Origin of the sequence: Tepidanaerobacter sp. GT38, from assembly GCF_021991635.1 — a bacterium.
Classification (GTDB): Bacteria; Bacillota; Thermosediminibacteria; order Thermosediminibacterales; family Tepidanaerobacteraceae; genus DTU063.
Window position 1 is genome coordinate 1 of the sequence record NZ_JAFFJA010000030.1, and the last position, 25,560, is coordinate 25,560.

General features: G+C 41.8%; 23 protein-coding genes and 1 other annotated feature. Of the genes, 3 read left to right on the top strand and 20 right to left on the bottom strand.

The window, feature by feature from the left end; all coding sequences use genetic code 11:
* The first annotated feature begins 88 nt into the window (after positions 1-88).
* Positions 89-342 (top strand) — a binding site (T-box leader).
* Positions 343-542: 200 nt separating this feature from the next.
* Positions 543-1,544, top strand: coding sequence for an ABC transporter substrate-binding protein (locus tag JT739_RS05450; protein ID WP_237660094.1), 1,002 nt, complete (start codon positions 543-545; stop codon positions 1,542-1,544).
* A gap of 44 nt (positions 1,545-1,588) precedes the next feature.
* Here JT739_RS05450 and JT739_RS05455 read toward each other — a convergent pair whose 3' ends face one another.
* The 8 genes from JT739_RS05455 to JT739_RS05490 all read right to left on the bottom strand — a co-directional run bounded on the left by JT739_RS05455 (position 1,589) and on the right by JT739_RS05490 (position 8,750).
* Positions 1,589-1,957, bottom strand: a complete 369-nt coding sequence (locus JT739_RS05455; protein ID WP_237660095.1) for a DUF3221 domain-containing protein — start codon at positions 1,955-1,957, stop codon at positions 1,589-1,591.
* A 44-nt stretch (positions 1,958-2,001) separates the two neighbouring features.
* A complete protein-coding gene (locus JT739_RS05460) occupies positions 2,002-2,514 on the bottom strand; it encodes a methylated-DNA--[protein]-cysteine S-methyltransferase (protein ID WP_237660096.1) in 513 nt (170 codons plus the stop codon).
* An 84-nt stretch (positions 2,515-2,598) separates the two neighbouring features.
* Entirely contained in the window at positions 2,599-4,221 is a 1,623-nt protein-coding gene (locus tag JT739_RS05465) for a sensor histidine kinase KdpD (RefSeq protein ID WP_237660097.1), read from the bottom strand.
* The gene (locus JT739_RS12900; RefSeq protein WP_237660098.1) at positions 4,199-4,885 is read right to left on the bottom strand and encodes a response regulator transcription factor; all 687 of its coding nucleotides are present in this window, start codon (positions 4,883-4,885) and stop codon (positions 4,199-4,201) included. The genes JT739_RS05465 and JT739_RS12900 overlap by 23 nt, the downstream gene beginning before the upstream one ends.
* Before the next feature lie 134 nt (positions 4,886-5,019).
* On the bottom strand, positions 5,020-5,430 hold the full coding sequence (locus JT739_RS05475) for a DNA alkylation repair protein (protein ID WP_237660099.1): 411 nt from the start codon (positions 5,428-5,430) through the stop codon (positions 5,020-5,022).
* Positions 5,431-5,514: 84 nt separating this feature from the next.
* Positions 5,515-6,504: an amidohydrolase family protein gene (locus JT739_RS05480; RefSeq protein WP_237660100.1), complete on the bottom strand. Its 990-nt coding sequence runs from the start codon at positions 6,502-6,504 to the stop codon at positions 5,515-5,517.
* A 1-nt stretch (position 6,505) separates the two neighbouring features.
* Entirely contained in the window at positions 6,506-7,936 is a 1,431-nt protein-coding gene (gene nhaC / locus JT739_RS05485; protein ID WP_237660101.1) for a Na+/H+ antiporter NhaC, read from the bottom strand.
* A gap of 229 nt (positions 7,937-8,165) precedes the next feature.
* A complete protein-coding gene (locus JT739_RS05490) occupies positions 8,166-8,750 on the bottom strand; it encodes a hypothetical protein (protein ID WP_237660102.1) in 585 nt (194 codons plus the stop codon).
* Positions 8,751-8,923: 173 nt separating this feature from the next.
* Between JT739_RS05490 and JT739_RS05495 the strand changes: the two genes are divergently transcribed.
* Positions 8,924-10,258 (top strand): MORN repeat-containing protein, encoded by a 1,335-nt coding sequence (locus JT739_RS05495; RefSeq protein WP_237660103.1) that lies wholly within the window; start codon positions 8,924-8,926, stop codon positions 10,256-10,258.
* A gap of 397 nt (positions 10,259-10,655) precedes the next feature.
* On the opposite strand, the gene JT739_RS05500 is transcribed toward JT739_RS05495, so the two are convergent.
* Positions 10,656-12,596 carry an NAD(P)/FAD-dependent oxidoreductase gene (locus JT739_RS05500; protein ID WP_237660104.1) on the bottom strand — a complete coding sequence of 647 codons (1,941 nt, stop codon included), beginning with the start codon at positions 12,594-12,596 and terminating at the stop codon, positions 10,656-10,658.
* Between the two features lie 423 nt (positions 12,597-13,019).
* Here JT739_RS05500 and JT739_RS05505 point away from each other — a divergent pair, with 423 nt between their 5' ends.
* Positions 13,020-14,489, top strand: a complete 1,470-nt coding sequence (locus tag JT739_RS05505) for an NAD(P)/FAD-dependent oxidoreductase (RefSeq protein WP_237660105.1) — start codon at positions 13,020-13,022, stop codon at positions 14,487-14,489.
* Positions 14,490-14,657: 168 nt separating this feature from the next.
* Here the strand turns inward: JT739_RS05505 and JT739_RS05510 are convergent, their stop codons facing one another.
* The 11 genes from JT739_RS05510 to JT739_RS05560 all read right to left on the bottom strand — a co-directional run bounded on the left by JT739_RS05510 (position 14,658) and on the right by JT739_RS05560 (position 25,531).
* Positions 14,658-15,278, bottom strand: coding sequence for a V-type ATP synthase subunit D (locus JT739_RS05510; RefSeq protein ID WP_237660106.1), 621 nt, complete (start codon positions 15,276-15,278; stop codon positions 14,658-14,660).
* Between the two features lie 6 nt (positions 15,279-15,284).
* Complete coding sequence (locus tag JT739_RS05515) at positions 15,285-16,658, bottom strand: V-type ATP synthase subunit B (RefSeq protein ID WP_237660107.1); 1,374 nt, start codon at positions 16,656-16,658, stop codon at positions 15,285-15,287.
* The gene (locus JT739_RS05520; protein ID WP_237660108.1) at positions 16,648-18,426 is read right to left on the bottom strand and encodes a V-type ATP synthase subunit A; all 1,779 of its coding nucleotides are present in this window, start codon (positions 18,424-18,426) and stop codon (positions 16,648-16,650) included. Before JT739_RS05520 ends, JT739_RS05515 begins: the two co-directional genes overlap by 11 nt.
* Positions 18,410-19,060, bottom strand: coding sequence for a V-type ATP synthase subunit E (locus JT739_RS05525; RefSeq protein ID WP_237660109.1), 651 nt, complete (start codon positions 19,058-19,060; stop codon positions 18,410-18,412). The genes JT739_RS05520 and JT739_RS05525 overlap by 17 nt, the downstream gene beginning before the upstream one ends.
* Positions 19,061-19,070: 10 nt before the next feature.
* Positions 19,071-19,379 carry a V-type ATP synthase subunit F gene (locus JT739_RS05530; protein ID WP_237660110.1) on the bottom strand — a complete coding sequence of 103 codons (309 nt, stop codon included), beginning with the start codon at positions 19,377-19,379 and terminating at the stop codon, positions 19,071-19,073.
* Between the two features lie 11 nt (positions 19,380-19,390).
* Entirely contained in the window at positions 19,391-19,807 is a 417-nt protein-coding gene (locus JT739_RS05535) for an ATP synthase subunit C (protein ID WP_237660111.1), read from the bottom strand.
* Between the two features lie 45 nt (positions 19,808-19,852).
* The gene (locus JT739_RS05540) at positions 19,853-21,856 is read right to left on the bottom strand and encodes a V-type ATP synthase subunit I (RefSeq protein WP_237660112.1); all 2,004 of its coding nucleotides are present in this window, start codon (positions 21,854-21,856) and stop codon (positions 19,853-19,855) included.
* A 16-nt stretch (positions 21,857-21,872) separates the two neighbouring features.
* Positions 21,873-22,916 (bottom strand): V-type ATPase subunit, encoded by a 1,044-nt coding sequence (locus tag JT739_RS05545; RefSeq protein ID WP_237660113.1) that lies wholly within the window; start codon positions 22,914-22,916, stop codon positions 21,873-21,875.
* A gap of 1 nt (position 22,917) precedes the next feature.
* Positions 22,918-23,247 (bottom strand): hypothetical protein, encoded by a 330-nt coding sequence (locus JT739_RS05550; RefSeq protein WP_237660114.1) that lies wholly within the window; start codon positions 23,245-23,247, stop codon positions 22,918-22,920.
* 696 nt (positions 23,248-23,943) lie between these two features.
* Complete coding sequence (locus JT739_RS05555; protein ID WP_237660115.1) at positions 23,944-24,717, bottom strand: flavodoxin family protein; 774 nt, start codon at positions 24,715-24,717, stop codon at positions 23,944-23,946.
* 61 nt (positions 24,718-24,778) lie between these two features.
* On the bottom strand, positions 24,779-25,531 hold the full coding sequence (locus JT739_RS05560; RefSeq protein ID WP_237660116.1) for a hypothetical protein: 753 nt from the start codon (positions 25,529-25,531) through the stop codon (positions 24,779-24,781).
* Positions 25,532-25,560: the final 29 nt, after the last annotated feature.

Consider the following 25,560-nt stretch of genomic DNA (forward strand, 5'->3'; position numbering starts at 1 on the left):
ATCACAGAATAACAACAAATTTTAATTTATGGCATTGACAAATCCCAAATGAGACATTAGAATATTATTCAATATAAGTTGTTATACGTCAAACGCAATGACAGGGGAAAGTAGATTGACTTTCGGATTTATAAGCGAGCCGGGATGGTGAAAGCCGGTATGAAGGAGTCTTTTGAAGTTCCCCCTGGAGCAGTGTGCTGAATTCCTGGATAGGATAGTAGGCATACCGGAGCTTCCTCCGATAAAAGGAAGCGGGTATAAAGGTTAAAATGCCTCGTACCTTGAATGAGTGGGTTCTTTTTGAACCAATTAGGGTGGTACCGCGAGCCTCTCGTCCCTTACTGTGACGAGAGGCTTTTTAGTTAGGCAAAAAGTATCGGGAGGTGGTAAAATCCAAGCAAAAAAAGGGTTGAAACATCAGCTGCAACTGATATTTCAACCAAAAAACAAGTCAGCCAAATATAGTTTACTACAATAAAAATTTATGTAAAGATTTTATTTTATGCAAGCATATTTGAGAAAAATTTAGGAGGTCGTTTAAAATGAAAAAAATATCGTCAATCATGCTGTCGATTTTAATAATAAGCGCCTTGATTTTATCGGGATGCGGTAGCACTTCCGCTTCATCTTCAACTTCAACCCCCGGCATAAAGATAGGCATTGTGCAGATTGTGGAGCATCCATCTTTAGATGCAGCTCGTAACGGATTTTTAGACGCTTTAGCAGAAAATGGATATAAAGAAGGTGAAAATCTAGTTGTCAACTATGAAAATGCACAAGGGGACATACCTACTTTAAACAGCATAGCCCAAAGTCTTGCAGATGATGAGTATAATTTGATTTTGGCCATTGCAACTCCATCAGCCCAAGCTGTGGCCAATGCCACTAAGAACACTTCTATCCCTGTTTTGTTTACTGCAGTTACAGACCCTGTTGCTGCAGGCTTGGTGAAGAGCATGGACAAACCGGATACCAACCTTACCGGCACCACCGATATGGCACCAGTAGCTGAACAGATTCAACTAATTAGGGACATTAACCCTTCTGTAAAAAATGTGGGAATCATTTACAACTCCGGTGAAGTAAACTCAGTTGTTCAGGTGGATCTGGTAAAAGAAGTAGCAGAAAAGCTGGACCTTAAAATTGTTGAAGCCGTAGCCACAAATACCAGTGAGGTGGACCAGGCTGCCAAGTCATTAGTAGGGCAAGTTGACGCTATTTACGTTCCAACTGACAATGTAGTTGTTACTGCTCTTGAAGCAGTACTTCAGGTAGCAGAGAAAAACAATATCCTTGTGGTATCAGCGGAAAAAGACAGTGTGTATAGAGGAGCGGTGGCAACCATCGGCCTTGATTATTACAAATTGGGCAGGCAAACCGGCGAAATGGCTTTAAAAGTACTATCAGGAGAAGCAAAGCCACAGGATATGCCTGTAGAGGTCCAGGAGCAAACAGATATAATCATCAATTTAAAAGCCGCAAAAGCTGCAAATATAACCATACCTAAGGAATTGCTTGATAAAGCGGCAGAGGTAGTGGAATAAAATTATGTGGTCGGGACTTTATGTTCCCGACCACTTTATGCCTTTTATGTATTCTGTTCCAAGACCCTTATTGCCTTTGCCTGGGCTTGAACCGGGTATGATTCAGCTACAGGCCCTTGAAAGACAACTTCTACTCTCATGCCTTGCTTTAAATCTTGAGGTTGCAATTCTTCCCCACTGGTTCTTAATATAACTGAACCTTTGGTAATTGCCACCCTTGCTTTATCATATACAGTATCGCTTTCAACCTTGCCTTCTACTAAAACCGCTGCAACTTTTCCCTCACCGTCTAAGAATATTTCCGTTATTTCCCCTCGAACGGCTACGCTGTCATTGCTATTTGTGCTGCAACTTAAAACTGCAAATAACATCACCAAAGTTAATACCATTAAAGGTACATACTTTATATTCACTAAAAAACACTCCTCTACTGCTTTTACCATCTTAGACGAATAACTTAAATAAAAGTTCCTTCTATTTTTAGAAGCTGCTGCTTTATATCCAAGCCGCCGGCAAAACCTGTAAGACTGCCATCCTTTCCTATTACTCTATGACAAGGCACTACTATGGGTACCGGATTTGCCCCTATGGCACCCCCTACCGCACGCACTGCCTTAGGTCGGCCGATTTCTTTTGCTATTTCCGAGTAAGATTTAGTAGTGCCATAGGGTATTTTAAGCAAAGCCTGCCAAACAGCTATTTGAAAATCGGTGCCGCAAAGATCAAGGGGGATATCAAAAGTCTTTCTTTGGCCACTCAAGTACTCTTCGATTTGCCTCCCATAAACAGCCAGCTTTTCCTGATCATACACCAATGAACCTAGAGGAAAGTGCTTTTTAACCCACTTTTCCAAGACTTCAAAAGGCTCATTTGGCCAGAGAATGCAACATAATCCTTTGGGGCTTGCTGCCAAGTGCATTTTTTCGCCATCTAACAATAGGTATGACCAATAGATGTTAAAAGTGTTCAACTTTTATCCTCCTTCAGGAGTTTTTTCTCAGAAGTTCTAGATTAACTTCATTATATCACAAATTGTCTTAAGTGTTGGGAGATGTCACACTTTGGGAAATGTAATTGTCAGTTTAAATAAATCGCCATCGATATCAATGTTAAGACTTCCACCTTGAAGTTCTACTAGGCTTTTTGCAATAGCAAGCCCCAGGCCTGAGCCTTCAGTATGCCTTGATTTGTCACCTCGTATAAACCTCTCCGTTATCTCAGAAGGATCAAAATTCATCTCATAGGCTGAAATATTTTTAAATATTAGGCTTACACTTCTTTCATCTTCCACTACATCTATATAGACTCTGGAATTTGGCATTGAATACTTAAGAATATTGCTTAAGATATTTTCAAACACTCGATAGGTTCGTGCCCCGTCTAAATTGCATATTATTTTGTTTTCGGGAAGGTTAACCCTCATTTTGAGGGTAGTTTGATTGATTTTTTCTTCCATTTCACCTAGGGTTTGCCTTAAAAGCGCTATAACGTCAAGGTTTTCCAGGTTGAGTTCGATATTGCCGGTACTTGCTTTACTGGCTTCAAATAAATCTTCGATTAACACTTGAAGCCTTTTGGATTTTTTGTCAAGAATATCTATATACTCTTTTCTAGTATCCGGATCTAAATCCTCCTTTTTTAGCAAATCCACATAAGTGATGATTGAAGTAAGGGGCGTTTTTAAATCATGAGAGACATTAGAGATTAGCTGGGTTTTCATGTTCTGGCTTTTTACCTCTTGTTCAACAGCTACCTTAAACCCCTCTTTGATATTGTTTAAGTTCTTCGCAAAAGAACTTAAAATGCCCATATCTTCAGGTAAAGTCACATCAAAATTCCCTTTAGCCAGTTGTCGGCTGGCTGCATTTAAAGCTCTTACTTTTTCTAAAAGTTCCACTGCATTGTTGAATAGCCAGACCGAATATCCTATAATCAGGAGTATTCCTAAACCTCTGCCTACCCAATTAATTAGCATCAGTATAACAAAGTTAATTATCAATAGTGAGAGTAGTTTTTCTTTGTGCTGCCTGCTGATTTCCTCATCAATTATCTGAGCAATGATGCTTTTGACATATTTGTTTATCCACAAACACAATTTGCCTATTAAGGTATTGTTCACGATTTCATTTACAAGGCCCGTATGATAGATATGTTTTAAATATACCAAATTCAGGTAAATAAAAGTATAAAAGATGAAAGTTACAGGTATGCCGATGGCGTAAAAATACAAATTAGCTTGATGAATTATTCGAACTACGCCGATAAGGCTAAAAAGCGAAAAGAATACGGTGACACATATAATCCAAATCAAAAACTTAAATTCGAGGTATATTTTGTTGTAAAAGTTAACGATTGATGCCTGTCTTTGATTATAATACGGCACTACCAAAGTAAATATTGTCAGAAAGAATACACTTAATGCCCCAATTGATAAAATCAATATTACTTCTTGTCCGATGATATCTCCGTATAAAACATCATCACTAAAAGGTTTGTAGCCTATCATAAGATTTTTTAGAGGTGAGTAAATGCCCACGGAAATTATGGTCAAAATTAAAATTATTAAAATTGTGCCCCATGTAGTAGCTGTCAAGTTTATACTGAATCTTTTGCTACCATTTTCATTATCCTTCAAATTTGTATCTAATTCTTTATTATCCTTCAAATTTATATCCAATTCCCCACACCACCTTTAAATACTTTGGTTCTTTAGGATTTATTTCTATTTTTTCTCTGATTCTGCGTATATGGACTGTTACAGTATCCGGATTGTAAGCCGGCTCTTGCCATACCTTCTCATAGATTTCTTCTATGGAAAATACTCTGTTTGGATTATTCATCAAGAGATGAAGAATTTTATATTCTAAAGGCGTAAGCTTAATTGGCTTTCCATCCACAGTTACCTGTTTTTTTAAATCATCTAACTGGATTCCACCTATTTGTATTACATCGTCGTTTGTAGCTGGTGTTGTTGAATAGCTGGTGTATCTTCGGATATTTGAATTTATCCTGGCAAGTAACTCCAAGGGATTAAAAGGTTTTGTAATGTAATCATCTGCTCCTATGTTAAGGCCCAGTATTTTGTCCACATCTTCTGATTTGGCAGTGAGAAATATAATTGGAACATTGCTGGTTTCTCTTATCTTCATGACAGCTTCTATACCATCCATTTTGGGCATCATGATATCCATCAGCACCAGATGAATTTCATGCTTTTTTAAAATCTCCAAGGCTTCTTCTCCGTTATATGCCTTAAAGACACCGTAATTTTGGTTCTTTAGGTATACTTCTATGGCAGCGGCTATTTCTCTTTCATCTTCTGCCACAAGCACATTATACACAGCATCACCTCTTATCTTTTAAAACGTCTATTATCTATTAGTATCATAGCATAGAATTTTTAAGATTTTATGATGAGAATTCTTACAAATTTATTAAGAAAAAAGAGTATCATTCTTTGACACTCTTTTAAATGCTATATAAGTCCTTTCAAAAAATTCTGCCTTAAATCCGGTTCAAACTTTTCTATGGCATATCGCAGCATGGTCCTGGGCATGGCTTTATAATTTTCCTTGAGGAAATCGTATTCAACTTCAAAATCCCTATTTCCAATTTCCCTCAGCATCCAGCCCACTGCTTTATGTATCAGGGCTGTAAGGCGGTATTCATGATATGGTTCATTGAGCAATTCTTCAATATCCTTAATACTGGCTGCTTTATAATATTTTCTGGCTACTTTTCTCTGGTCAGGCACTACAACACCCAAAAAGCGGTCGCCTTCACCATAACCCCCTTCAAAGGCTTGAAAGAACTTGGGTAGAAAAGCAGCTTTTTCAGCATTGACATATTTCTTAAGTTCCTGTTTGATTTTTTCAACACAACTCAAAGTGGTCACCTCAAAACTTAAAAATAAGGCCCTCAGTATTAATATGCACTTCCTGAGGGCAAAACTTGATATTCGTTTTATATCTTAGAGTTTGAATAATTCCTCAGCGTTTTTGTGGAATATTAATTCCCGCTGTTCTTCGGAAACATCTATTTGATTAACTATATCAACTGCTTTTTCAATATCTCCGATCTGGTGCGGGTAGTCGCTTCCAACAAGCAATCTCTTGTCACCCATATAGCTTAAGGCAAACTCCACTGCCTTTGGTTCAAAGGAAACACAGTCAATGTATACGTCTTTAATATAGTCCGATGGTTTTCTCTCAATGTTCTTTAGTTCAGGGAATGCCGCATGACATCTATCCAGTCTTTCTGCAAGATATGGCAGACAGCCACCAAGGTGTGAAGCAATAAGTTTGAGACCTGGAACTTTATCTAGTATTCCACTGAAGATCAATCTTGAAACAACTAAAGTTGTATCAAAAGTAAACCCTAAAGAGGCAGCCAATCTGTAGTCTAAAAAGTTGTCGGAAGGCGTTGGAGTAGTAGGATGTATAAATAACGGCACATCTAGCTCCCGGGCTGTTTCATAGATGCAGAGAAATGATGGGTCATCAAGATTTTTGCCTTCCACATTGGTGAAAATTGTCCCACCTATAAGCCCTAATTCTTTTACTGCTCTTTCAAGTTCTTTTGCAGATTCCTCCGGATCTTGAAGAGGTAAAGCTGCTAAACCGTAAAAACGGCCTGGGTATTTTTGTGTAATCTCTGCAAAGTCATCATTTGTAATTTTTGCCAGATATATTCCTTTGTCCCGTTCTTCAATATGTGCTCCTGGGGTAGTAAGGGATAAAATCTGGGTTTGTATCCCTACCTTATCTAACAATTCCAGACGGTATTCTATATCTCTATGTCCCGGAACGATAACATTGTAGTCACCTTCATAAGCTAAAATATAATTGTTGTCTTCATCCTCCGTAAGCTTCGCTACGTATTTTCCCTTTTTTAATTCTTCCAAGTATGACGGTGGGTAAAAGTGGTTGTGGACATCAATTGCTTTTGTCTTATTATTCATTTTAATTATCCTCCTTCACCTTAAATACTGCAAAGCCAGTATATGCATATACAATGGAGAAAATCGGAACAATCCAGTTTAAAAACGCATATGGTGCAAATGAGAGCACCGGAACATCCAGTATGCCATAAGCATATAATCCTGCAGCGCTCCAGGGAATAAGAACCGCGCCGATGGTTCCGGCATCTTCTAATGTTCGGGACAATACTCTTGGATGAATATTTCTTTCTGCAAAAGCATCTTTAAAAGTTCTGCCGGGTAGAATAATCGCAAGCATCGCATTGCCAGATACTAGTAAAATAGCATAGCATGAAATTAAAACAGAGAGAATGAGTGAACCTGCACTTTTCACTTTTTTGAGAAGTGCATTTATTATAACTGTAAGTATTCCTATTTTTTCTAGTACACCGCCTAATGCGGTAGCTAATAGTACCATTGAGATTATTCCCATCATACTGTTAAGGCCACCCCTGGAAAGGAGAACATCAACAGTGTCAACTCCTGTATTGCTTGCAAACCCATTAACTGCTGCAGCAACTATTTTAGAAAATTTCACGCCCTGGGTAAACATCCCCCAGAACACACTAAATATTACTGCTATAGCAAGAGCCGGAATAGCCGGCACCCGCTTTATAGACATAAAAATTACCAAAAGTGGTGGGATTAAAGCTAATATGGAAATATTAAAAGACCCATTTAATGTACTTAGAATACTGTTCACAGCCTCAGTATCAACACTGCCACTTGTACCACTAAAGCCTAAAAAGGTATAGAGTATAATCGAAACGATGGTGGCTGGAACTGTAGTATATAGCATTGAGCCGATATGTTCGAATAAGTCTGCTCCCGCCATGGCAGGGGCTACATTAGTAGTATCGGAAAGGGGCGACATTTTGTCTCCAAAGTATGCACCAGATACGATGGCTCCAGCAACTATGGGAAGTGGTATATTTAAACCTTGACCGATTCCAATGAGTGCTAATCCCATGGTGCCGATAGTTCCCCAGGAAGTACCTGTAGCTACAGATACTATGCAGCAGAGTATAAAAGTCGCCGGCAAAAACATCCTTGGGCTAAGTAACTGAAGACCGTAATAAATCATTACCGGAACTGTTCCGCCCATAATCCAAATACCAATAAGCATGCCTACTAACATAAGTATCAATATGCAGGGCACGGCATTTGCAATTCCTTCAATCATGCCGTTTTGCAAATCTGCCCATTTGTGTCCTAAATATAAACCGAATAAGCCAGCTATAAATAAACCTGCCACAAGTGGGGCAGTTAAGCCAGTATTTAGTTTAAGACCTATAATAATGACTGAAAATATTAAAGTTAGCGCTGCAATCGCTTCCCAAAACTTCGGAGTCCTAGCTTCCTCTATTATTTGTTTTTCAGCTAATGCAGTTGGTTGTTTAGCAATAGTTTTCATTTTAACCCCTCTAATCAGATTTTTCTACAAGTACTACCATCCTACAATCAGTCTAACCTGAATTTAAATCACCTCAATCCCGGTTATATTTTGGCAGGGGTTTTAGATAAAAAAAAGGCATCCCCGCAGGAATGCCTTTATAGCCTATAGAATATTGCTAATCCTAAATAGATATTCATATAAAGCCTACCATCCTGCCGAACCTACAACAATAATTGTATAATCTTATCTATAAGTTGTCAATATTGGTAAATCTATAAAATATGATTTGACCATAGTTTAGATCTATGGTATTAAATACCTGTTTGAATTCTTTGTTTGCCATAATATTTTTATAGATGTCAGGATAATTTTGCTTTGCATACATTAAATATTTTAGAATATAGAACCTAAATTCCGCATAAGCGAAATAGTCACCGCTGACACTTGAAATATAATTGAACCACAGGTCTGGAGTCTGCTCAAAAGTCATACAATAATCAAATAGTTCAACGGCCGTCCTGGTGCCGTGGTAATAGGCTGCAAACTCATCTAAAAGACCATAGACTCCCAGGCCATTTGCTGCCAAATAATCGTCCGCCCCACCTATATAAGTATTATATCTAAATGTTCTTAAATTTTCCGGTATGGTAGATGCCATTTCCTTTGATTTAAACACATTTGTGTATTTTACGGTTACCGTCTTTCCAGCCCCTAAGTAAAATTTATTTTGTATGACACCGCCTTTTAAATAAGCCATACCATTGGCATGACATTGTTCATGAACGGCAGTAGGTAAGTTTCTCAAGATATCGTCGTTCAGAAACCACATCATGAAATTTTTGCTCTGTGAAAGAATGTAATGACTTTCAGGGCTGAATCGCTTGACAAGATACAGAACTTGCTCTGCTTTGGAGCGATTCAAATTTACATATTGCAACATTAAATTAGGCATGTTAAGATATTCATATGTTTTACCTAATTTTTACCATATAGGGAGGAAATTTAATGAAAAAAATCTTTGCATCGTTTCTTGTGATAAGTTTACTGCTGACCATGGTATCAACGGCTGCTTATGCACAAACTCCTTCTGCATGGGCCCAGGAAGCCGTTGAGGAATTAAAATCCACTGGATATTTTGATGCTAATCGCTTTAAAGACTTTCAAAAGCCTATTACGCGCCTTGAATTTATTTATTTTGCTGTGAGATTGTTTGAAGTCTTAAGCGGACAAGAGGTTCAGGTAGATACTAACGTATCATTTAATGATACTTCAGATATTTGGGCTCTTAAAGGCGCATCTGTAGGTATAACCTCTGGAGTAGGAAACGGCAAATTCGATCCAAACAGCATTCTCAATCGGGAGCAACTGGCTACCATGCTGGTTAAAACCATGCAGCTTGCCAAATTGCCTCTCAAAAATCCTGGCGAATACAGATTTTCCGATGACAGCGAGATTAGCTCCTGGGCAAAAGAAGCCATGTATATTGCTAGAGAAAACAATGTTTTAGGCGGTGTAGGCAATAACATGGCTGCACCAAAGCAGAGCGCCACTGTAGAGCAGTGCATTATTTTGATAAACAGGGTACTGACAAATTATCAAAAAAACACAGCCAAATATGAATTTGATGTAATAGCAGATGAGAATGGAATCTATGCTGGAGAAATAACCAACAATATTCCAAATGGTTTTGGTGCAATAATTCTATCAATGGATGGCCAAGATGCAAAATCCATTGGCCAATGGAAAGACGGTTCATTGAACGGACGGGGAATAATATACACTCCAGATGGATTTAGGGTAATTGGTGATATCAAAAATAATGTACCTGATGGTCAAGGCATTTTAATAATGCCAAGTATCGGAATTTATAAGGGACAGTTTAAAAATGGCAAGATGCACGGCGAAGGTATAGTTGTAAACGCCGATGGTATTGCGGCAAAAGGCCAGTGGAACAACAATGAAATTCTTGGCAATCCCATATTATTACCAGGTCACGTAGTTAGCCTTAATCTAGAATCCGGATACTTTTTCGGTGAAATCAAAGACGACATGGCTGATGGTTTTGGCACTTTCATAACAAATAGCGGTGATATGTATGAAGGAGAATTTAAAAACGGCAAGATGCACGGCTTAGGAATAATAACAGCCTCTGACGGTTCTGAATATGCAGGTGAATTTGTTGACCACGATTTAGTAAGAGGAATGGCTTACATTCCCGGTGATTCCCTGTATGTGGGCGAATTTAAAAACTTTAAGTACCATGGCCAAGGCATTTTGGTTTCTCTCGACGGGAAAACAAAATACGTTGGCGAGTTCAAAGATGGCCAATTTGTAAAGTAGGCGGATTAAAAGGCGACAAGGGATATCACCTGTCATCAAACTGTAGATAAAATGGCATCCAAGTTTTTGCTTGGATGCCATTTTTATGATACTTTGGCAACAAACCTAAGTGGCATATAAGGACGCTTTAAGCCTGCCTTAAATTGTAACTTCTTTCCTGTGCTTGGCAACGTAATTGGCGGTTTCAGAGCCCACATACAGCTGCTTTGCTGGGAAGCAAAGAATATGAACGAGATGCATTGCCCATAGCCACAGGTCTCTCTGCCGGACGCCACGCTAGTGAACTTTACTGATTTTGCCTTAAGTTGCCACCATTGCTGGACGGATGATAACAAAATTAACATAAGGGGATAAGCTAGATGAGCTTGTCTAGACTTATCCCCTCATTAATTTATTTTTATTCTATTGCCATAGCTGCATAGAAACCTGTGCGAATGGCGTTGCCTACTTTGCCTACCTTTTCGGCATCTCCCACCACAGTAGTCTTCATGTAATATTTCGCCACGACTTCGTCAACAAAGTCATTTTTGTTAGTTTGACCGAAAGCAATGATGACGGTATCTGCCGGGATTTCCTCCCTAACTCCACCTTGTTTTTCCACCATCACGCCACGGGAAGTTATCTCCACCACTTTGCTGTTTGTCATAAGTGTCACATTGTTTTCAGCCAGCATTCTCATAAGGCTTATCCTATTTATGGGCATGGCATCCCGAGCGCATTCATCTAGCATTTCTACCACAGTTACCTTTTTACCTTTCATAGCTAATTCAAGAGCAGCATCGCATCCACTCAAACCGCCACCGCAGATGACGACATCCTTGCCGCTGATGCCCTTGTGATGGGCCTCTACCACATCTACCACATTAGCATTATCAATACCCTTTATTGCTGGCATAATTGGCTCTGAACCTGTAGCTATGATAATGTGGTCGGCAGCTTTCAGCATTGGGTCATCAGCTTTCACTTCAGTGCCCAAGACTACCTTTACACCAAGTTTTTTGAGCTGGACATCATACCAGTCGATGAGCTCACGAAGGCGCTTTTTGAACGGTGCAGTAGCCACCATCTTCACAATTCCGCCAATAAAATCGTGCTTTTCATACACCGTAACATTATGGCCTTTCAAGGCTGCGGTCCTGGCTGCCTCCAAGCCCGCGGGGCCAGCACCAATTACCACAATGTTTTTGGGCTCGTAAGTCTCCTCGATCTCCATATAATTTTCAAATCCTGCACTGGGATTGACTGCACAGCTCAGCTGGGTTAAGCGGTCAAAAATCCTTCCGATACACTCTTCATTACACAAAATACAGGGGCGTATATCTTCCCGGCGGTTCTCCATAAGCTTTTTGGGGAAATATGGGTCTGCTATGGCTTGGCGCCCAAACATTACAAAATCGCAGTCACCGGAATTGAGGAGTTCCAGGGCAGTTTCTGGGCTGTGGTTTCCGGAATTCAGGATAGGCACATTCACATGCTTTCTTGCCTCTTTGCAGACATAGGCCATGCAGGCTTCACCAAGGTAGTGTGGCGGGAAAATGTAATCCATACTCTCGTAAGCTCCGGCGTCCACATCAAAGGCATCCACGCCTGCTTCCTCCAGTATCTTGAGCAATGGCATGCTGTCCTCTATAGTCCGGCCTCCATCGAATCTATGATCAAGGGCTATTCTAAATAGAATGGGCATGTCATCTCCCACAACACTGCGAACGGTCTTTACAATTTCTACAGCAAAGCGCGCCCGGTTTTCCAGGCTCCCGCCGTATTCATCTGTGCGCTTATTCCAGATGGGGGACAAAAACTGGTCGATCAGGTAACCTGCATGGGCGTGAATCTCGATGGCATCAAAGCCTGCCCTTTTTGCAAACAGGGCAGCGTTGGCCCAATCCTTCATCATCTCATGAATCTCTTCAGTGGTTAAAGCTCGGCATATAATGTTGGGGTCGTAGAAAGAAGGGATTTCTGAAGAAGAAATGGGAACTCGTTCACCAATGTTTGGCATGCCATTGCGGCCTGTTCCGGGACTCAAAGAAATGCAAATCTTGGCTCCCCATCTGTGCACTCGCTCACAAAGGACTGTTGCTTTAGGAATTGCACGTGGGTTATCAACGGCAATAGTAGGGCCTCCCTGGGCTGTCACCTCATTTATAAACATGGAACCGGTTATTATCAGTCCTACTCCGCCGCGGGCTCGCTCTTCATAGTATCTGATGCCCTCTTCGCTTTCAGTGCCGTCCTGCATTGGAGTAAAAGTTCCCATGGGGGACATAACGATGCGGTTCTTCACCAGCATTTTGCCTATTCTCATGGGCTCAAATAATTTGGCGTACTTGTTCTCCATATCCATTTTCCTCCCCTTATAAAATCCTGCTATTATTATTTGCCTGTAACTTTAATATATCCCACCACTTTCCTTAAAGCAAGAAAGTATTATCTCAGTATTCTTACAATATGGGCGTCCTAGGGTGAAATTTAGTTTCTTGCGCTTTTTTAATCTATTTCTTGTCTCTTTCGACAGAAAAATAACATACGTTGGCGAGATAGATATGGCCAATTTAACGGTGGCGACCTTTACGATTTTTTGAGGGACTCCATAGGCAGCGACCAAATTCCCAACCATCTCCACCATGACCGTGCCACTTATTGTTATTTCTATGTAAATATCTCCAGAACTGTACAATGTCTCGTCCTTGCATATTGTGAGAAATATGAATATAATAAAATCAATTCTTAATATATCGTGAAATTTGTAGGAGGTTTTGATATGCTAACCTACGATGTAATAATAATAGGCGCCGGAATAGTGGGCACATCAATCGCTAGAAATCTCTCCCGCTTTAAGTTGGATATATTGCTGCTGGAAAAGGCCAATGATGTATCTACGGGAGCCACTAAAGCTAATAGTGCAATTGTTCACGGGGGTTATGCTGAAAAACATACCACACTTAAAGGAAAACTGTGCTATAAGGGCAGGGTCCAGTTTAAGCGGCTGAATGAAGAGCTGAATTTCGGATTTGCCCAAACCGGCTCCCTGGTCGTTACTACGGAAGATGACACCAAGCCCCTGGAAGAGCTCATGGAAAATGGCATAAAAAACGGTCTACATGACTTATCAATAATAGGAGCTGAAAAGATTAGGGAATTGGAACCAGAGCTGTCTCGTGACATAAAATACGCATTATACTGTGAGGGGGCTGGGGTTTGCTCTCCTTATGAAATGGCCATAGCTTTGGCAGAAAATGCAGTGAAAAACGGCGTCGAGCTGAAACTGGAAGAGGAAGTAACATCTATTGAAAAAGTAGATGGTGTTTTTAGGGTAACCGTAAACGAAAAGAAGGAGTATTACGGCAGGTATGTAATAAATGCGGCAGGAATTTATGCAGATAAGATATCCAAGATGGTAGGGGTAGATGATTTTGAGATTCTCCCCAGAAGCGGTCAATTTATGATTTTTGCCAGAGGGTCGGGTGATCCCATCAACACGGTGGTGTTTCAGTTGCCGACAAAGCTAGGAAAAGGCGTGCTGTTGACCTCTACATACTACGGGAATCTGCTGCTTGGACCTGATGCAAAGGACGATGGGGAAAGGGAAGACACCTCCACCCACGTGGAGCGCTTAGCTGAAATCTATAGGCAAACCAAGGCCCTTTACCATAAGCTTGACCCGAGGCTTTTCATCAGAAGTTTTACCGGCATCAGGGCCAGGAGTTCTACGGACGATTTTATCATAGGAGAAACCCGCGTCCCCGGCTTTATAAATGTAGCCGGCATCCAGTCTCCGGGCATAACATCTTCTCCGGCCATTGCGGATATGGTGGTCGACATTTTAAGCAAGGCGGGTCTAATGCTTGAAGAAAATCCAAACTTTGATCCCTACAGAAAGCCTATCATCACCAAGAAGCCTCTGCGACCTTATAAGGAAATTAAGGATTTGCTTAATATACCATCAGCCCCTGAAAAAATCATATGCAGGTGCGAGCAGGTCACCGAAGCTGAAATTGTGGATGCCCTTCATAGGGGGATAGAGGTTAAGACTGTGGATGGTGTAAAGAGGAGAACCCGAGCCGGCATGGGCTGGTGCCAGGGGGATTTTTGCAGGTCAAGGGTTGTTGAAATAATGGAGAGGGAATACAAAAAGAGAATAGACCCGTCTTATGACGTTGAGCGCAGCTGTGTAAAAAGGGTAACAAAATCCGAGCTGCTGGAATACTTGAAAAGCCAGCAACTACTATGAATTTGTTTCATTGCAGTGACTGCTATAGTAGTTGAATAAAACAATGAGCTATTCTATAGGACAGATATCTTAAAAAGCACAAAAACGAAAAGTCTTAAAACAACCTAGAAATATTGATAAAAAGATGAAAGCTATGAAACATAGGAAAAAACGACAGGCAACACATTATTACCTGTCGTCAGATTTTTTCTTTAGCACCTTCAATCGGAAGAAGTCCTCACGCTCTTTTTCTTCCAGCACTTCAGATATGTTTTTCACCATGTCCTCATACTTTGGGATCTGTATATTTTGAAGGGCATTGGCCCTCTTCTGGGTCCGCTTAATTTCCGTGGCGAGTTTATAAACGGAAGCCTCTATTTCTGCCAATTCATACAGCAGATATTTCACTTCGTGAAATTTAGTAAGAGCCACATCCAGGGCTGTATTTGTGTTATAGAAGCTATAATAATGGTCTAGCTCCTGCTCTTCATATTTTATTTCAGGTATTTCAACCCCCATGACGCTACGCGTCAAAATTTTAAAATCCGTTGTCAAGGGAATAGATTTTGCCACTTCATACACCTGGGAAATACCCAAGGTGATATTGGCTATCTGAAGAGCTTCATATGCCTCCTTAAAAATATCCTGTGCTTTTTGCTGAATTTCCTGTGCTCGGTCCATGAGGGCCATAACTTCCCTTATCAGCACGTTTCGCTTTTTATCCAACAGCTCGTAGCCCTTCTTTGAAAAGTCCAGGGCAGATTGAGCTGACATCAAATTGGCCTTGGTAGGAGCAATATTTTCCTGCAAGACGGATCACTTCCTCAGGTATTTTTTAACCAAAGCAGGATCAATTCTGGTAAGCTCATCTTCCGGCAGAATGGAAAGCAGCTCCCACATGAGATCGAGGGTCTCCTCTATACTTCGGTTTTCATCAAAGCCCTGTTTGGTGAACCGCTCTTCAAACTGTCTACCAAACTCCATATATTTTTGGTCCACCTCGGACAGCTCATCCTCACCTATAACTTGGGCAAGTGCTCGGATTTCCTGAACTCTGGAATAGGCCGAAAAAATTTGATTTGCCAGGTCCGGATGGTCTTCCCTGGTATATTCCTTGCCGATGCCATCTTTCATGAGCCTGGACAGGGAAGGCAGCACATTGATGGGAGGATAAATGCCCATCTGGTAAAGAGACCTGCTCAAGACTATCTGCCCTTCCGTGATGTATCCCGTGAGGTCCGGCACAGGATGTGTTATGTCATCATTGGGCATGGTGAGAATGGGGATTTGGGTGATGCTTCCCCCTGAGCCTTTCAGCATGCCTGCTCGCTCGTAGAGGCTTGCCAGATCTGAGTACATGTAGCCGGGATAACCTTTCCTGGACGGAACTTCTTCCCGAGCCGATGATATTTCCCTTAAGGCCTCACAGTAGCTGGTCATGTCGGTCATGATCACCAGGACATGCATGTCACATTCAAAGGCCAGGTATTCGGCTGCAGTCAGTGCGCACCGAGGCGTGGATATCCTCTCAACGGCAGGATCATCGGCAAGGTTTGCAAACATCACTACCCGATTCATTACGCCGGTTTCCTCAAAGACCCTCTGGAAGAAATCCAGTTCATCGTGCTTTATGCCCATGGCTGCAAAGACTACGGCAAAATTGTTGCCCTTATCATCGGAAATCCTGGCCTGTTTTACTATCTGGGCTGCAAGCTGATTGTGTGGCAGGCCGTCGCCGGAGAAAATCGGGAGCTTCTGCCCCCTGATTAAAGTGGTTAAACCATCTATGGAAGATATGCCGGTTTGGATGTAGTTTCTGGGGTAGAGCCTTGCCACCGGATTCATGGGCCGGCCGTTGATATTATAAAGCCTTTGGGCATAAATTTCCCCGGCTCCGTCTATGGGCTTGCCTACTCCGTTAAAAACCCTCCCCAGTATTTCCCTGGACAGGGGAATTTCCATGGGCTTGCCGCTGAAAGTGACGGCTACTTTATTTAGCGAAAGGTTGGCCGTGCCCTGATATACCTGTATGATAACTCTGCCGTGGTCTACCTGAACTACCTTTCCCATTCGGGAAGGTTCTCCCGGCATCTCTATTTCTACGATTTCATCATATGAAGCATTCTTTACATCGTCCATTACGATCAAAGGCCCAACTGCCTTTTCTAAGCGCAGGTATTTAACCTTCATTGCGGGCACCTTCTTTATACACTCTTTCCAGATTGTCGTAATACTGGTCAATTTTTTCCTCAATTCCCTGGAAGAACTCATTTCCAGTTGCATTGTACTTCATCATTATGATTTCCCTAAACAACCCCTCATCTTTTACTTTGGAAAGGGGAATACCCTTTTTAACTGCCGAAAAAGCTCTATCGTAGAGTTTTTCTATTACTTTAAGCATGCTGTACTGTTCCTGTGGCTCCACATAAGCGTCCTTTTCATGGTAGGCGTTCTGCTGTAAAAACCCTACCTTTATGACTTTGGCAATCTCCAAAGTAACCCTCTGGTCATCCGGAAGCACATCTTCGCCTACCAATTTCACTATATCCATGAGCTTGTTTTCTTCATGAAGAATTTTGAGCATCTTTTCCCTCAGGGAAAGCATATCGGAAGCCACGTTGTCTTTGAACCACTCTTCCAGCATAGTTGTATAGCCGCTGTAGGAAGAGAGCCAGTTGATTGACGGAAAGTGGCGGGCGTGGGCAAGTTCCCTATCTAAAGCGAGAAAGGCGCCTACCGCCCTCTTTGTCGCCTGCGTTACAGGCTCTGAGAAATCACCGCCGGCCGGGGATACGGCACCTATTATGGTCACGGAACCTTCGCTGCCGTTTAAGTTTTTGACATAGCCTGCCCTCTCGTAAAACTGGGCAAGCCTCGAGGCAAGATATGCAGGATACCCTTCCTCTGCCGGCATTTCTTCCAGCCTGCCTGCAATCTCCCGAAGGGCCTCCGCCCACCTGGATGTGGAGTCTGCCATAATCGCCACATTGTAGCCCATGTCCCTGTAGTACTCGGCTATGGTAATGCCGGTGTAGATGGAGGCTTCCCTGGCGGCAACAGGCATGTTGGAAGTGTTGGCAATAAGGACGGTCCTGTCCATCAAGGGGTGGCCGGTCCTTGGGTCCTTTAGCTTCGGAAAATCTTCGAGAACCTCCGTCATCTCATTGCCCCTTTCGCCGCAGCCTACATACACGATTATGTCCGCATCGCTCCACTTTGCCAGCTGATGCTGAGTAATGGTTTTGCCTGTGCCAAAACCTCCGGGAATGGCAGCGGTGCCGCCTTTAGCTAATGGAAAGAAGGTATCTATTACCCTCTGGCCGGTAACTAAGAGCTTCTGTATGGGCATTCTCCGGTCTACGGGCCTTGGCGTCCTTACAGGCCATTCCTGGGCAAGTTTTAGCTCATAGTGCTTATCGCCATCTTCCAGCACTGCAAGAGTCTCCGCAATAGAATAGGCACCGCTTTGCACGATGCTCTTTACTCTGCCTTTTGCGCCAGGAGGCACCATAACCTTGTGCAGCACAAGAGAAGTTTCCTGCACTTGGGCAAACACGTCGCCGCTCTTTAAATATTCCCCTTCCTTTGCCAGGATCTCTACATCCCAGAGCTTATCCTCATCCAGGGTAATAAGGCCTATCCCTTCCGGGATAAATTCGCCTCCTGCCTGATAGATCTTTGAAAGGGGCCTTTGGATCCCGTCAAAAATATTTGTGATGATGCCCGGGCCTAGTTTTACCGAAAGGGGTTTGCCGGTGCCTGTTACCCTCTCGCCGGTTCGAAGGCCGGAAGTCTCCTCGTATACCTGTATGGTGCCGGTGCCCCTTTCCAGGGAAATTACTTCACCGATGAGCTTCTTTTCACCCACCATTACCATTTCTCGCATCAAAAAGTCATCCATGCCCTCGGCCTTGACTACCGGCCCATTGATATACACGATTTTACCGTATCTCGCCATCGGTCTCTTCCTCCCGGTAAAGCTTCTCAGCCAAGAGCTGCCCGATAAGCTGCCGGCTGTCCTCAATGCCCGATGCCAGCGTACAATCTATCTGTATGTGATCCTCTTTTGTCTTGGCAAATACTCCGCCGATCATCTCATCACTGCCCTCTTCCAACCTAAAGGCCTTTCCCTGCCGAAGTTTCGTTAAACGCTCGGTAATTTTGGCTCTGAATTTTGATATGTCGTGGCGCGTCAGGACATAAACTATTTCATCTTCTTCTGCAAGTTGCTCTGTAACCTGCTCCAAAACCTCTTCCAAAAAATCACTGTATGCCTCGGTCTCTAAAGACTCCCGCGCCCTTTCCTTAGCTTTTTCCACAATGCGGTCAATGAACTCCTGCCGCTTTTTTATAAGCATTAGTCTACATTCCGAAGCAGCTTTGGATTCCATCTGGCTTTTCTTCAAGGTTGCCTGCTTTACTGCCTCATCCAATGCCGCTTTGCTCTTTTGCCGAAACTCTTCTTTTAGTTCTTTTTCTTCCTTTTCATATTCCTCTATGAGCCTTTGGCGCTTCTCTTCGAATTCGTGCTCTATTCTCTCCAGTAATACCTTGGTAAACAAAGCTATTTTATCTTCAATTGTTGTAGACATTTACGTCACCTCAAATTGAGACCCCAATCGCCTCTTTTATATAGCGGGTCAAAAAGTCCGGCGGCCGCCGCGTTCCGTGGCGGTCAGGTATTTCTATAACAAGTGGCAGCTTTTTTGAAAGCTTCATGCGGTTTATTTCTTCCGGCAATCTTTCCGCAAGGGTCTCTGTAATTAGAAGAATGCCTATATCGCCGCTTTCCCTGGCTTTTTTTAGCTCATCCAATAGTTCTGCTTCTTCGTGGACAACGATGCCGTCCACGCCCGCCAGTCTCATGCCGGTAAGGGTATCATGGTTGTCGCTTATCAAAAAGATTCTCATACATACCCCTTCTAGACTTTTCCCAAAATCATTATGGAAATAATCAGGCCGTAAATGGCGATACCTTCAGCAAGGCCTACAAAAATAAGAGATCTTCCTAAAATATTCGGATCCTCGGATACCGCTCCCAAAGCAGATGAACCTACAGCCCCTACCGCATAGCCTGCGGCGATGGTTGCAAGGCCAGTAGACAGTGCTGCTGAAATAAATGCCATGCTAGCTGACGGATTGGGAGCTGTGGCAGCCTTTGCAGTATTAGGCAGAAAAAACATCAAAAATGCTGCTATCAGCACCGCATATACCGCTACGCTGGCCTTTATCCATCTTTTGATTTTCACAGCATTTTTACCGCCAGCGTGTGAGATGTAAATACCTGCAAAAATTGTTAAACCGCATATAGCCATTGCTATAAATAAAACCAGATACATACAAAAGACCTCCATTTATATGGTTTTGATTTTTATATTTCTAGCCTAATGTGCGATTATTATAAACGGATTCCGGTGAGCATGAGCCAAACCTTTTAATTTCACAGGCCTATATTCTATGCCATCTCCCTTATAAAATTTGCTAAACAGCTCATAATACTCGAGCCTCAAGGCCTGGATAAATACCACAAGGCCCTCCAGGCCTATGATTATTACGTTGCCAAGAATCAACATGGCTATATTGCCCACTTGAGAGCCCATCATCTTTCCTACTGTTTCAAAGGCGATGTACAGGCCCACATGGTTTAAGGCAAAGGCCCCTACTCTTATAAAGGAAATGGTATTTGACAATGTGGAAAGCAGCGTTTCAACTACTCCGAAGCCCTCTTCCATGAAGTAACTGCCAGCTGATTCATCATAGAGCCTTTCCATCCCCTCGATCTTGTGGGCCAGGGGCTGTTTTAGCACCATCAGCGCTATGAACCCTAGCATAAGAGCAATAGACACAGGAGAGACGCTGTTCCCTCCTAAAGCTGCCTTTATTACGGAATAAATTAGAACCAGGTAAAACCCCAAGCCTGCCCAACCGTTTCTCCCGAAAAAACCTTCTTCAATGTTCCCCTGAATGCAGGCATTTAGTATACTCCATATGGTGCTGGCTACGAGAAGCAGGACCCCTAATAATACTGCCGCAACTAGCATGGTATTGATATTTGCCATAGGCCGAATTACCAGTGCGGGGATCAGGTCTTCAGAACCAAAGACGCTTCCATAAAGGAAGCCAAAGATGGTAGAACTAAATCCCAACCTTGCCAAAATCCCGCCGAAGTTGCCATCACTCATGACTTTTTCCAGTATCAAGCCTGCCACCAGCATCACAAGCCCCTGACCTACATCGCCGAACATGGCGCCGAAGAGCAACATGTAGGTTATGGCAAAGAATACCGTAGGATCTTTTTCGTCGTAAGCGGGAGTGCCGTACATCTTAACCAGCAGCTCAAAGGGTTTAAATAGTTTCACATTGCGAAGCTGCGTAGGCGGCGTGATGCCCCTTCCGGATTTTGCAATGTCGTCGACTAAGATAATCAGGTCATCGCCAAAGCTGGATTCCAATTGGGCTTTTAATTCTCCCACACGGTTTTCCGGCACAAAGCCGAACAAGAAGAACCAGTGCTTGCCCAGAGCCGCGTCAGATTTTAAATCCTCCACCTGCTTTTCCAGCTGCAATCTGGAAAAGGCCATTTCAACAGATGACGCATATTTTTCTTTGTAGTGGGAAAGGGAGGCTTTTAACTCCTCAACAGACCGCTCATCTTCTTGTATCTTTTGCTCAAGCTCCTGAATCACCTCAAAGGCTAAGCCACCGTATCCATCAGGCAGTGCCAGGGGTGTATAATTTAGTGAGTCTAATATTTTATTTACCGTCTCTTCAAGGGTACCTGGTGTCATAATGGCAACTACTACATCTTTGCCTTCGTCGCCAACTTTCATCACAACCGCCGGGATATTTTCATAATTCTTTTTAAGCTTTTCAAAGTTTTCTTTTGTAATCTTAAAAAGCCTAAAGGTCAGATATTTCATTCCTGCGAGGCGTCCCATATCAAATTGGTGCTCTTTTAAGTAACTCAGGTTGCTTATATATTCCCTTTTTTCTTCAATTGTGCGCTCCCTTTCCTGAATCTCTTCGGTGGTGTGGCGGATTTCCTCATCGATATTTAGTATTTCTTTGATAAACTTGTCATAATCATAATCCTGCAGCAGGTGTTCCAGCTTCACCTGGGGTTCAATTCCAAAAAGCTGCATGAGACCAGTGATTATTTTTTCATCCTCGGAAAAATCCCTATGGGCTGAATAGGATTTCAGGAAGGGCAGCTCCTCTAGTGCTTCTATATTTTTTTCTGTGGGTAGGATCTTAAAGTCGCTGGAATTTATCCGCACCAAGGCATTTACCGCGTGTAAGCTGCCGTCCAGCACCAATTGGCGGAGAATTTTGTTCATCAGCTCGTTTTTCCCGATAAACCCCATCATTTTCATTGTTTCTACCGCCATAAAATTCGCCTCCTTTTCAAAACGCCCTCACAAGAAACCTTCTGGCTTCTTCCGGAGTTATACGATATCTTATCGATTCGCATATGGCAAAAATGTCTTTTATTTCATATTCCAAAAACCACACGTAACATATGGTCTGGATTATAGTCATGGGATACTTTCTGTTTAAAGCTTTCAGTAAATGGTAGATGTATCTGTTTATTCTTCTTTCCATGTATATATCCTGGGTTTGGTTCTTTTTAAACAGGAATTGGTAACCCGTTGATTGAACCAGTTCATAAAACTCTTCCAGATTTGCCGCATAACACAAGGCCTTTCGCTTAGTAAAGCTCAGCTCTTCGCCAAATTCCAAGGTGTAGTTCAAAAGCTCCTCAGGTAATAAGCGGTAAAATTTCTTGCCCCGATATATCCACTGAATGTTGTACAGATCGGCCACAGTGCCTTCCCAAAATTGCAGGATTTTGTAATCAGTGCCCGAGACCTTTTCGCGCATTTGATTGATCATGCTAAAGTAACCCATGTCAAGGACCATTTCAAAGCGGAAGAGGTTTTCCCTCCTGCCGTCCAGCAAGGGCTTCACAAAAGGGTAAAACTCGGAGCCTTCCATGGAAGTGATCAAATCTCGTATAGAAGCTGCTGCAAAAAGTTTTTCTGGTTGCAATCGGCTATATTTCCCTATGAATGTCAGTGATTGGCTAAAGTCTTGGGGTTTAGAACCGTTGAATATGAGCCGGGCAAGATGTTTGATGTCGGCAATCTCGTACTTTAAATAGAGAGACCTGACAAAATCCTTGTAGCCTCTCTTAAAATAGTAGATCAATCTGTCCAGATCGCTTATAATGCGCCGCCTAAATATCTCTTCCAATTCCCTGCGGCTTATTTTCTCCACATCCACATCTTTGAGAAATTCGGCGTAGTGGGTGTTGTCCTTTAAGTACCTTGCAAGTTCCGGCACTGAATGCTTTTGAAGCATGTTTTTATAATCTGCGGCCGTTAAAAAATCGCCTTCCATGGCACGAATTTTAGTATTCACCGCAGCATACACCAATGAATTTCCCATGCTACTTTTCCCTCTTGATATCAAAAATTCTCGCTAAAATCTCGTCTGATATTTGGTCTTTATATCTCGTAAAATTCTTTTCCATCTCTTCTAACTGCCTTATAGTCCTATTCTTAATTATTTCAACTTCCTCTTCTCCCTGCTTGATAATCTGCTGGAAAGCTTCTGCTGTTTCTTCCTCCATTTTACGGGTATATTCTTGTATTATTTCCTGTTTCCTCAGTTGGTAATGTTCTTCAAGTTTGGCTAACTTCTGCTCCAGCCTTTTACTGGACTCCTGCATGCTGTAGTCCAGGTCCATAAGGCGCAAAAAGGCTTGGGCCTTTGTCATAGTATCACCTTCATATGGCCTTGATTTGAATGATAAATTTCATTTTATACCTATGAATTTGTCTCTGCAACTTGAATTTAAAGAGATTTATTTTCAACATATTTTATAACAAACCGTCACTTGCTAGTTTTCCTATTTATTCTTACTATGAATCGCTTATTCTATTCATTTCTCGATAATACTCACGCAATCAAATATATAATTTAAGAGCAAGTTAAACTTGCTCTTTTTGCTAAATCTTAAATAAACTTGTTACACAATGCCTTATGCTGTCTGTTTTTTATCCTCTTGCAATTCTAGCGGGATACCACTTAGAAAACCACACAGTAAATAGTCCTATTAATGAGGTTGTAATCATATTGATAAGGCCTGTAAAGTTTGACAAAACACTTCCCATTAAAAAATAAGAATAGGCCCCAATTATTAGATACAGTAAACCCCAGACCATGGTTAGAATCCTGGTTGTCTTGATAAATAGTGGATTATCAAAAGCGGCATCCCCATTATAGTTATTACACGAATACCATGCAGTCAACGGGATTTTAAAAGAGCAGGATAACAACCATATTAAACCAAACAAAAGATATGATAAACAAATAACCAGTGTTAAATTTACATCAAGCAAAGCCATAAGGCTTAAAACAGAAACAGCTACAATACTTATTTTGTCGTATATAGTGAGCTTAAACTTGTATGTTAAAAGGGGTATGGCGAACAGACAACAATTCCTGCAATACCAGATCTATCATTTTGATCCTTATTCTCTGAAGCCTCATTAATCTTCCAGCTGGCATTTGCCATTTGTACAAAAACATCCGGCGGATACATCAGTTCACTTAGTTTATTTTGCGTATGCTCAGAAAATCTGTCATACTCAGCAAATTCTTGCCCTGCTAGTTTTGCATAATACAGATATTCAGAAGTTTTTCCTCCAAGCTGGGGTATAGAAAACAATTCTCCTTCAGGACAAATTATCTTTGTGAGCTTATCCCCGAACATAATCTCAAATTGACAAAGGAGGGCGTCATAATTATTTTTCACAGAGCAAAAGCCACATGTAGAGATAAGAACATAACGTTGATGTGATAAATCATATCGCGATGGGTGATTACATATCCCATCTTCGTTTATTCTCATATACGGTAAATTTGTTGGCAGCATGCGGTCAAGAAAAGCCTTAATTTTCGAAGGCATGCCAAAACAATAAAGGGGGAAACTCCATATGATCAGGTCTGCCCTAACATATTGCTCAATGAGTTCCCCCATGTCATCTTTTATAACACATTTGCCTGGCGTTTTTGTCCAACAAGCAAAGCAACCGCGACAATGTTGAACGTCTTTCTCGCTAATATTTACAATATTAATGTTGTGGCTTTGTTTACTACTAACCCCGTCTAAAAATGCCTTTGTTATCTTAAGTGTGTTACTTCGCTCTCCTTTCGGTCTGCCATTAAGTACAAGGATATTCATATTAATCCACCCCAAAAATTTAATTTTCTCTTTGTCTATTTAGCCGGCAGGGGCTTATCTTTTACAAAACGACCTTCAAATTCTCCACCTCAAAGCTTTTCCCTAAGTAATCTTTATTGCTTGTTATTGCTTTTACCTCCACATTTAACCCTTGTTTGTCACAGGATTTAAAAGATAAACGAGTCGTCCCCATGTCGTATGTCAGACAGTTTTCTTTTAATTGGGCTTCAGGAAATAGCTTTTGAATGTATGCCCAGGCTTCTTCGGAAAAGTTTCCTTTTACAGTAGCTTCTCTTATACCTTCAATTCCATTATCGGCTGCATTGGGTACCATGTATGCCTTCATTTTTTCCATAATATCAGGGCCGTCCAGTTCACCGAAACAAATTTGCAGGTCCGTTCCAGGAATAGGTTCAGTAAATATGCTCCTCCACGGCATGGTCTTCTTTAGAAGTCCAAAAAACCAACGGAAGCTAATCCTTTCTGGTTCACTGACATTAATTCCCCTGCTCCTTAACTCTTCTCTTATCTCATCCAATCTGTCAGTCATCAAGTAAATTGCAATTATGCCGCGATGCCCGTTATTATACTTTTCTACCCAATCAGCTTTCCATCCCCCACCATCCTTTTTCTTTAGCCATACCATCTCAAGGTACTGTAATCCAATCCATACGTTAGCCACCTGAAATCCTTTTGTTCCCTTTCCCCATGTGGGCTCAAAAGGAAAACCCATAGGTTTAATCCACCTCTTTAATGCTTTTAGTTTTTCCATATCGTTATCAATGTTTATGACAAAATGGTCAAGTCTTATCATTAACTTGCCCCCTTGATTACCCTATTGCA

Coding starts and splice junctions, on each gene's coding strand:
- JT739_RS05480 (WP_237660100.1), bottom strand. CDS start 6,504: ATGAATAATAAGACAAAAGCAATTGATGTCCACAACCACTTTTACCCA.
- nhaC (WP_237660101.1), bottom strand. CDS start 7,936: ATGAAAACTATTGCTAAACAACCAACTGCATTAGCTGAAAAACAAATA.
- JT739_RS05530 (WP_237660110.1), bottom strand. CDS start 19,379: ATGAGAATCTTTTTGATAAGCGACAACCATGATACCCTTACCGGCATG.
- JT739_RS05535 (WP_237660111.1), bottom strand. CDS start 19,807: ATGTATCTGGTTTTATTTATAGCAATGGCTATATGCGGTTTAACAATT.
- JT739_RS05560 (WP_237660116.1), bottom strand. CDS start 25,531: ATGATAAGACTTGACCATTTTGTCATAAACATTGATAACGATATGGAA.
- JT739_RS05540 (WP_237660112.1), bottom strand. CDS start 21,856: ATGGCGGTAGAAACAATGAAAATGATGGGGTTTATCGGGAAAAACGAG.
- JT739_RS05500 (WP_237660104.1), bottom strand. CDS start 12,596: ATGGAGAACAAGTACGCCAAATTATTTGAGCCCATGAGAATAGGCAAA.
- JT739_RS05495 (WP_237660103.1), top strand. CDS start 8,924: ATGAAAAAAATCTTTGCATCGTTTCTTGTGATAAGTTTACTGCTGACC.
- JT739_RS05520 (WP_237660108.1), bottom strand. CDS start 18,426: ATGGCGAGATACGGTAAAATCGTGTATATCAATGGGCCGGTAGTCAAG.
- JT739_RS05550 (WP_237660114.1), bottom strand. CDS start 23,247: ATGACAAAGGCCCAAGCCTTTTTGCGCCTTATGGACCTGGACTACAGC.
- JT739_RS05545 (WP_237660113.1), bottom strand. CDS start 22,916: ATGGGAAATTCATTGGTGTATGCTGCGGTGAATACTAAAATTCGTGCC.
- JT739_RS05515 (WP_237660107.1), bottom strand. CDS start 16,658: ATGAAGGTTAAATACCTGCGCTTAGAAAAGGCAGTTGGGCCTTTGATC.
- JT739_RS05525 (WP_237660109.1), bottom strand. CDS start 19,060: ATGTCTACAACAATTGAAGATAAAATAGCTTTGTTTACCAAGGTATTA.
- JT739_RS05490 (WP_237660102.1), bottom strand. CDS start 8,750: ATGATGTGGTTTCTGAACGACGATATCTTGAGAAACTTACCTACTGCC.
- JT739_RS05505 (WP_237660105.1), top strand. CDS start 13,020: ATGCTAACCTACGATGTAATAATAATAGGCGCCGGAATAGTGGGCACA.
- JT739_RS05555 (WP_237660115.1), bottom strand. CDS start 24,717: ATGAATATCCTTGTACTTAATGGCAGACCGAAAGGAGAGCGAAGTAAC.
- JT739_RS05450 (WP_237660094.1), top strand. CDS start 543: ATGAAAAAAATATCGTCAATCATGCTGTCGATTTTAATAATAAGCGCC.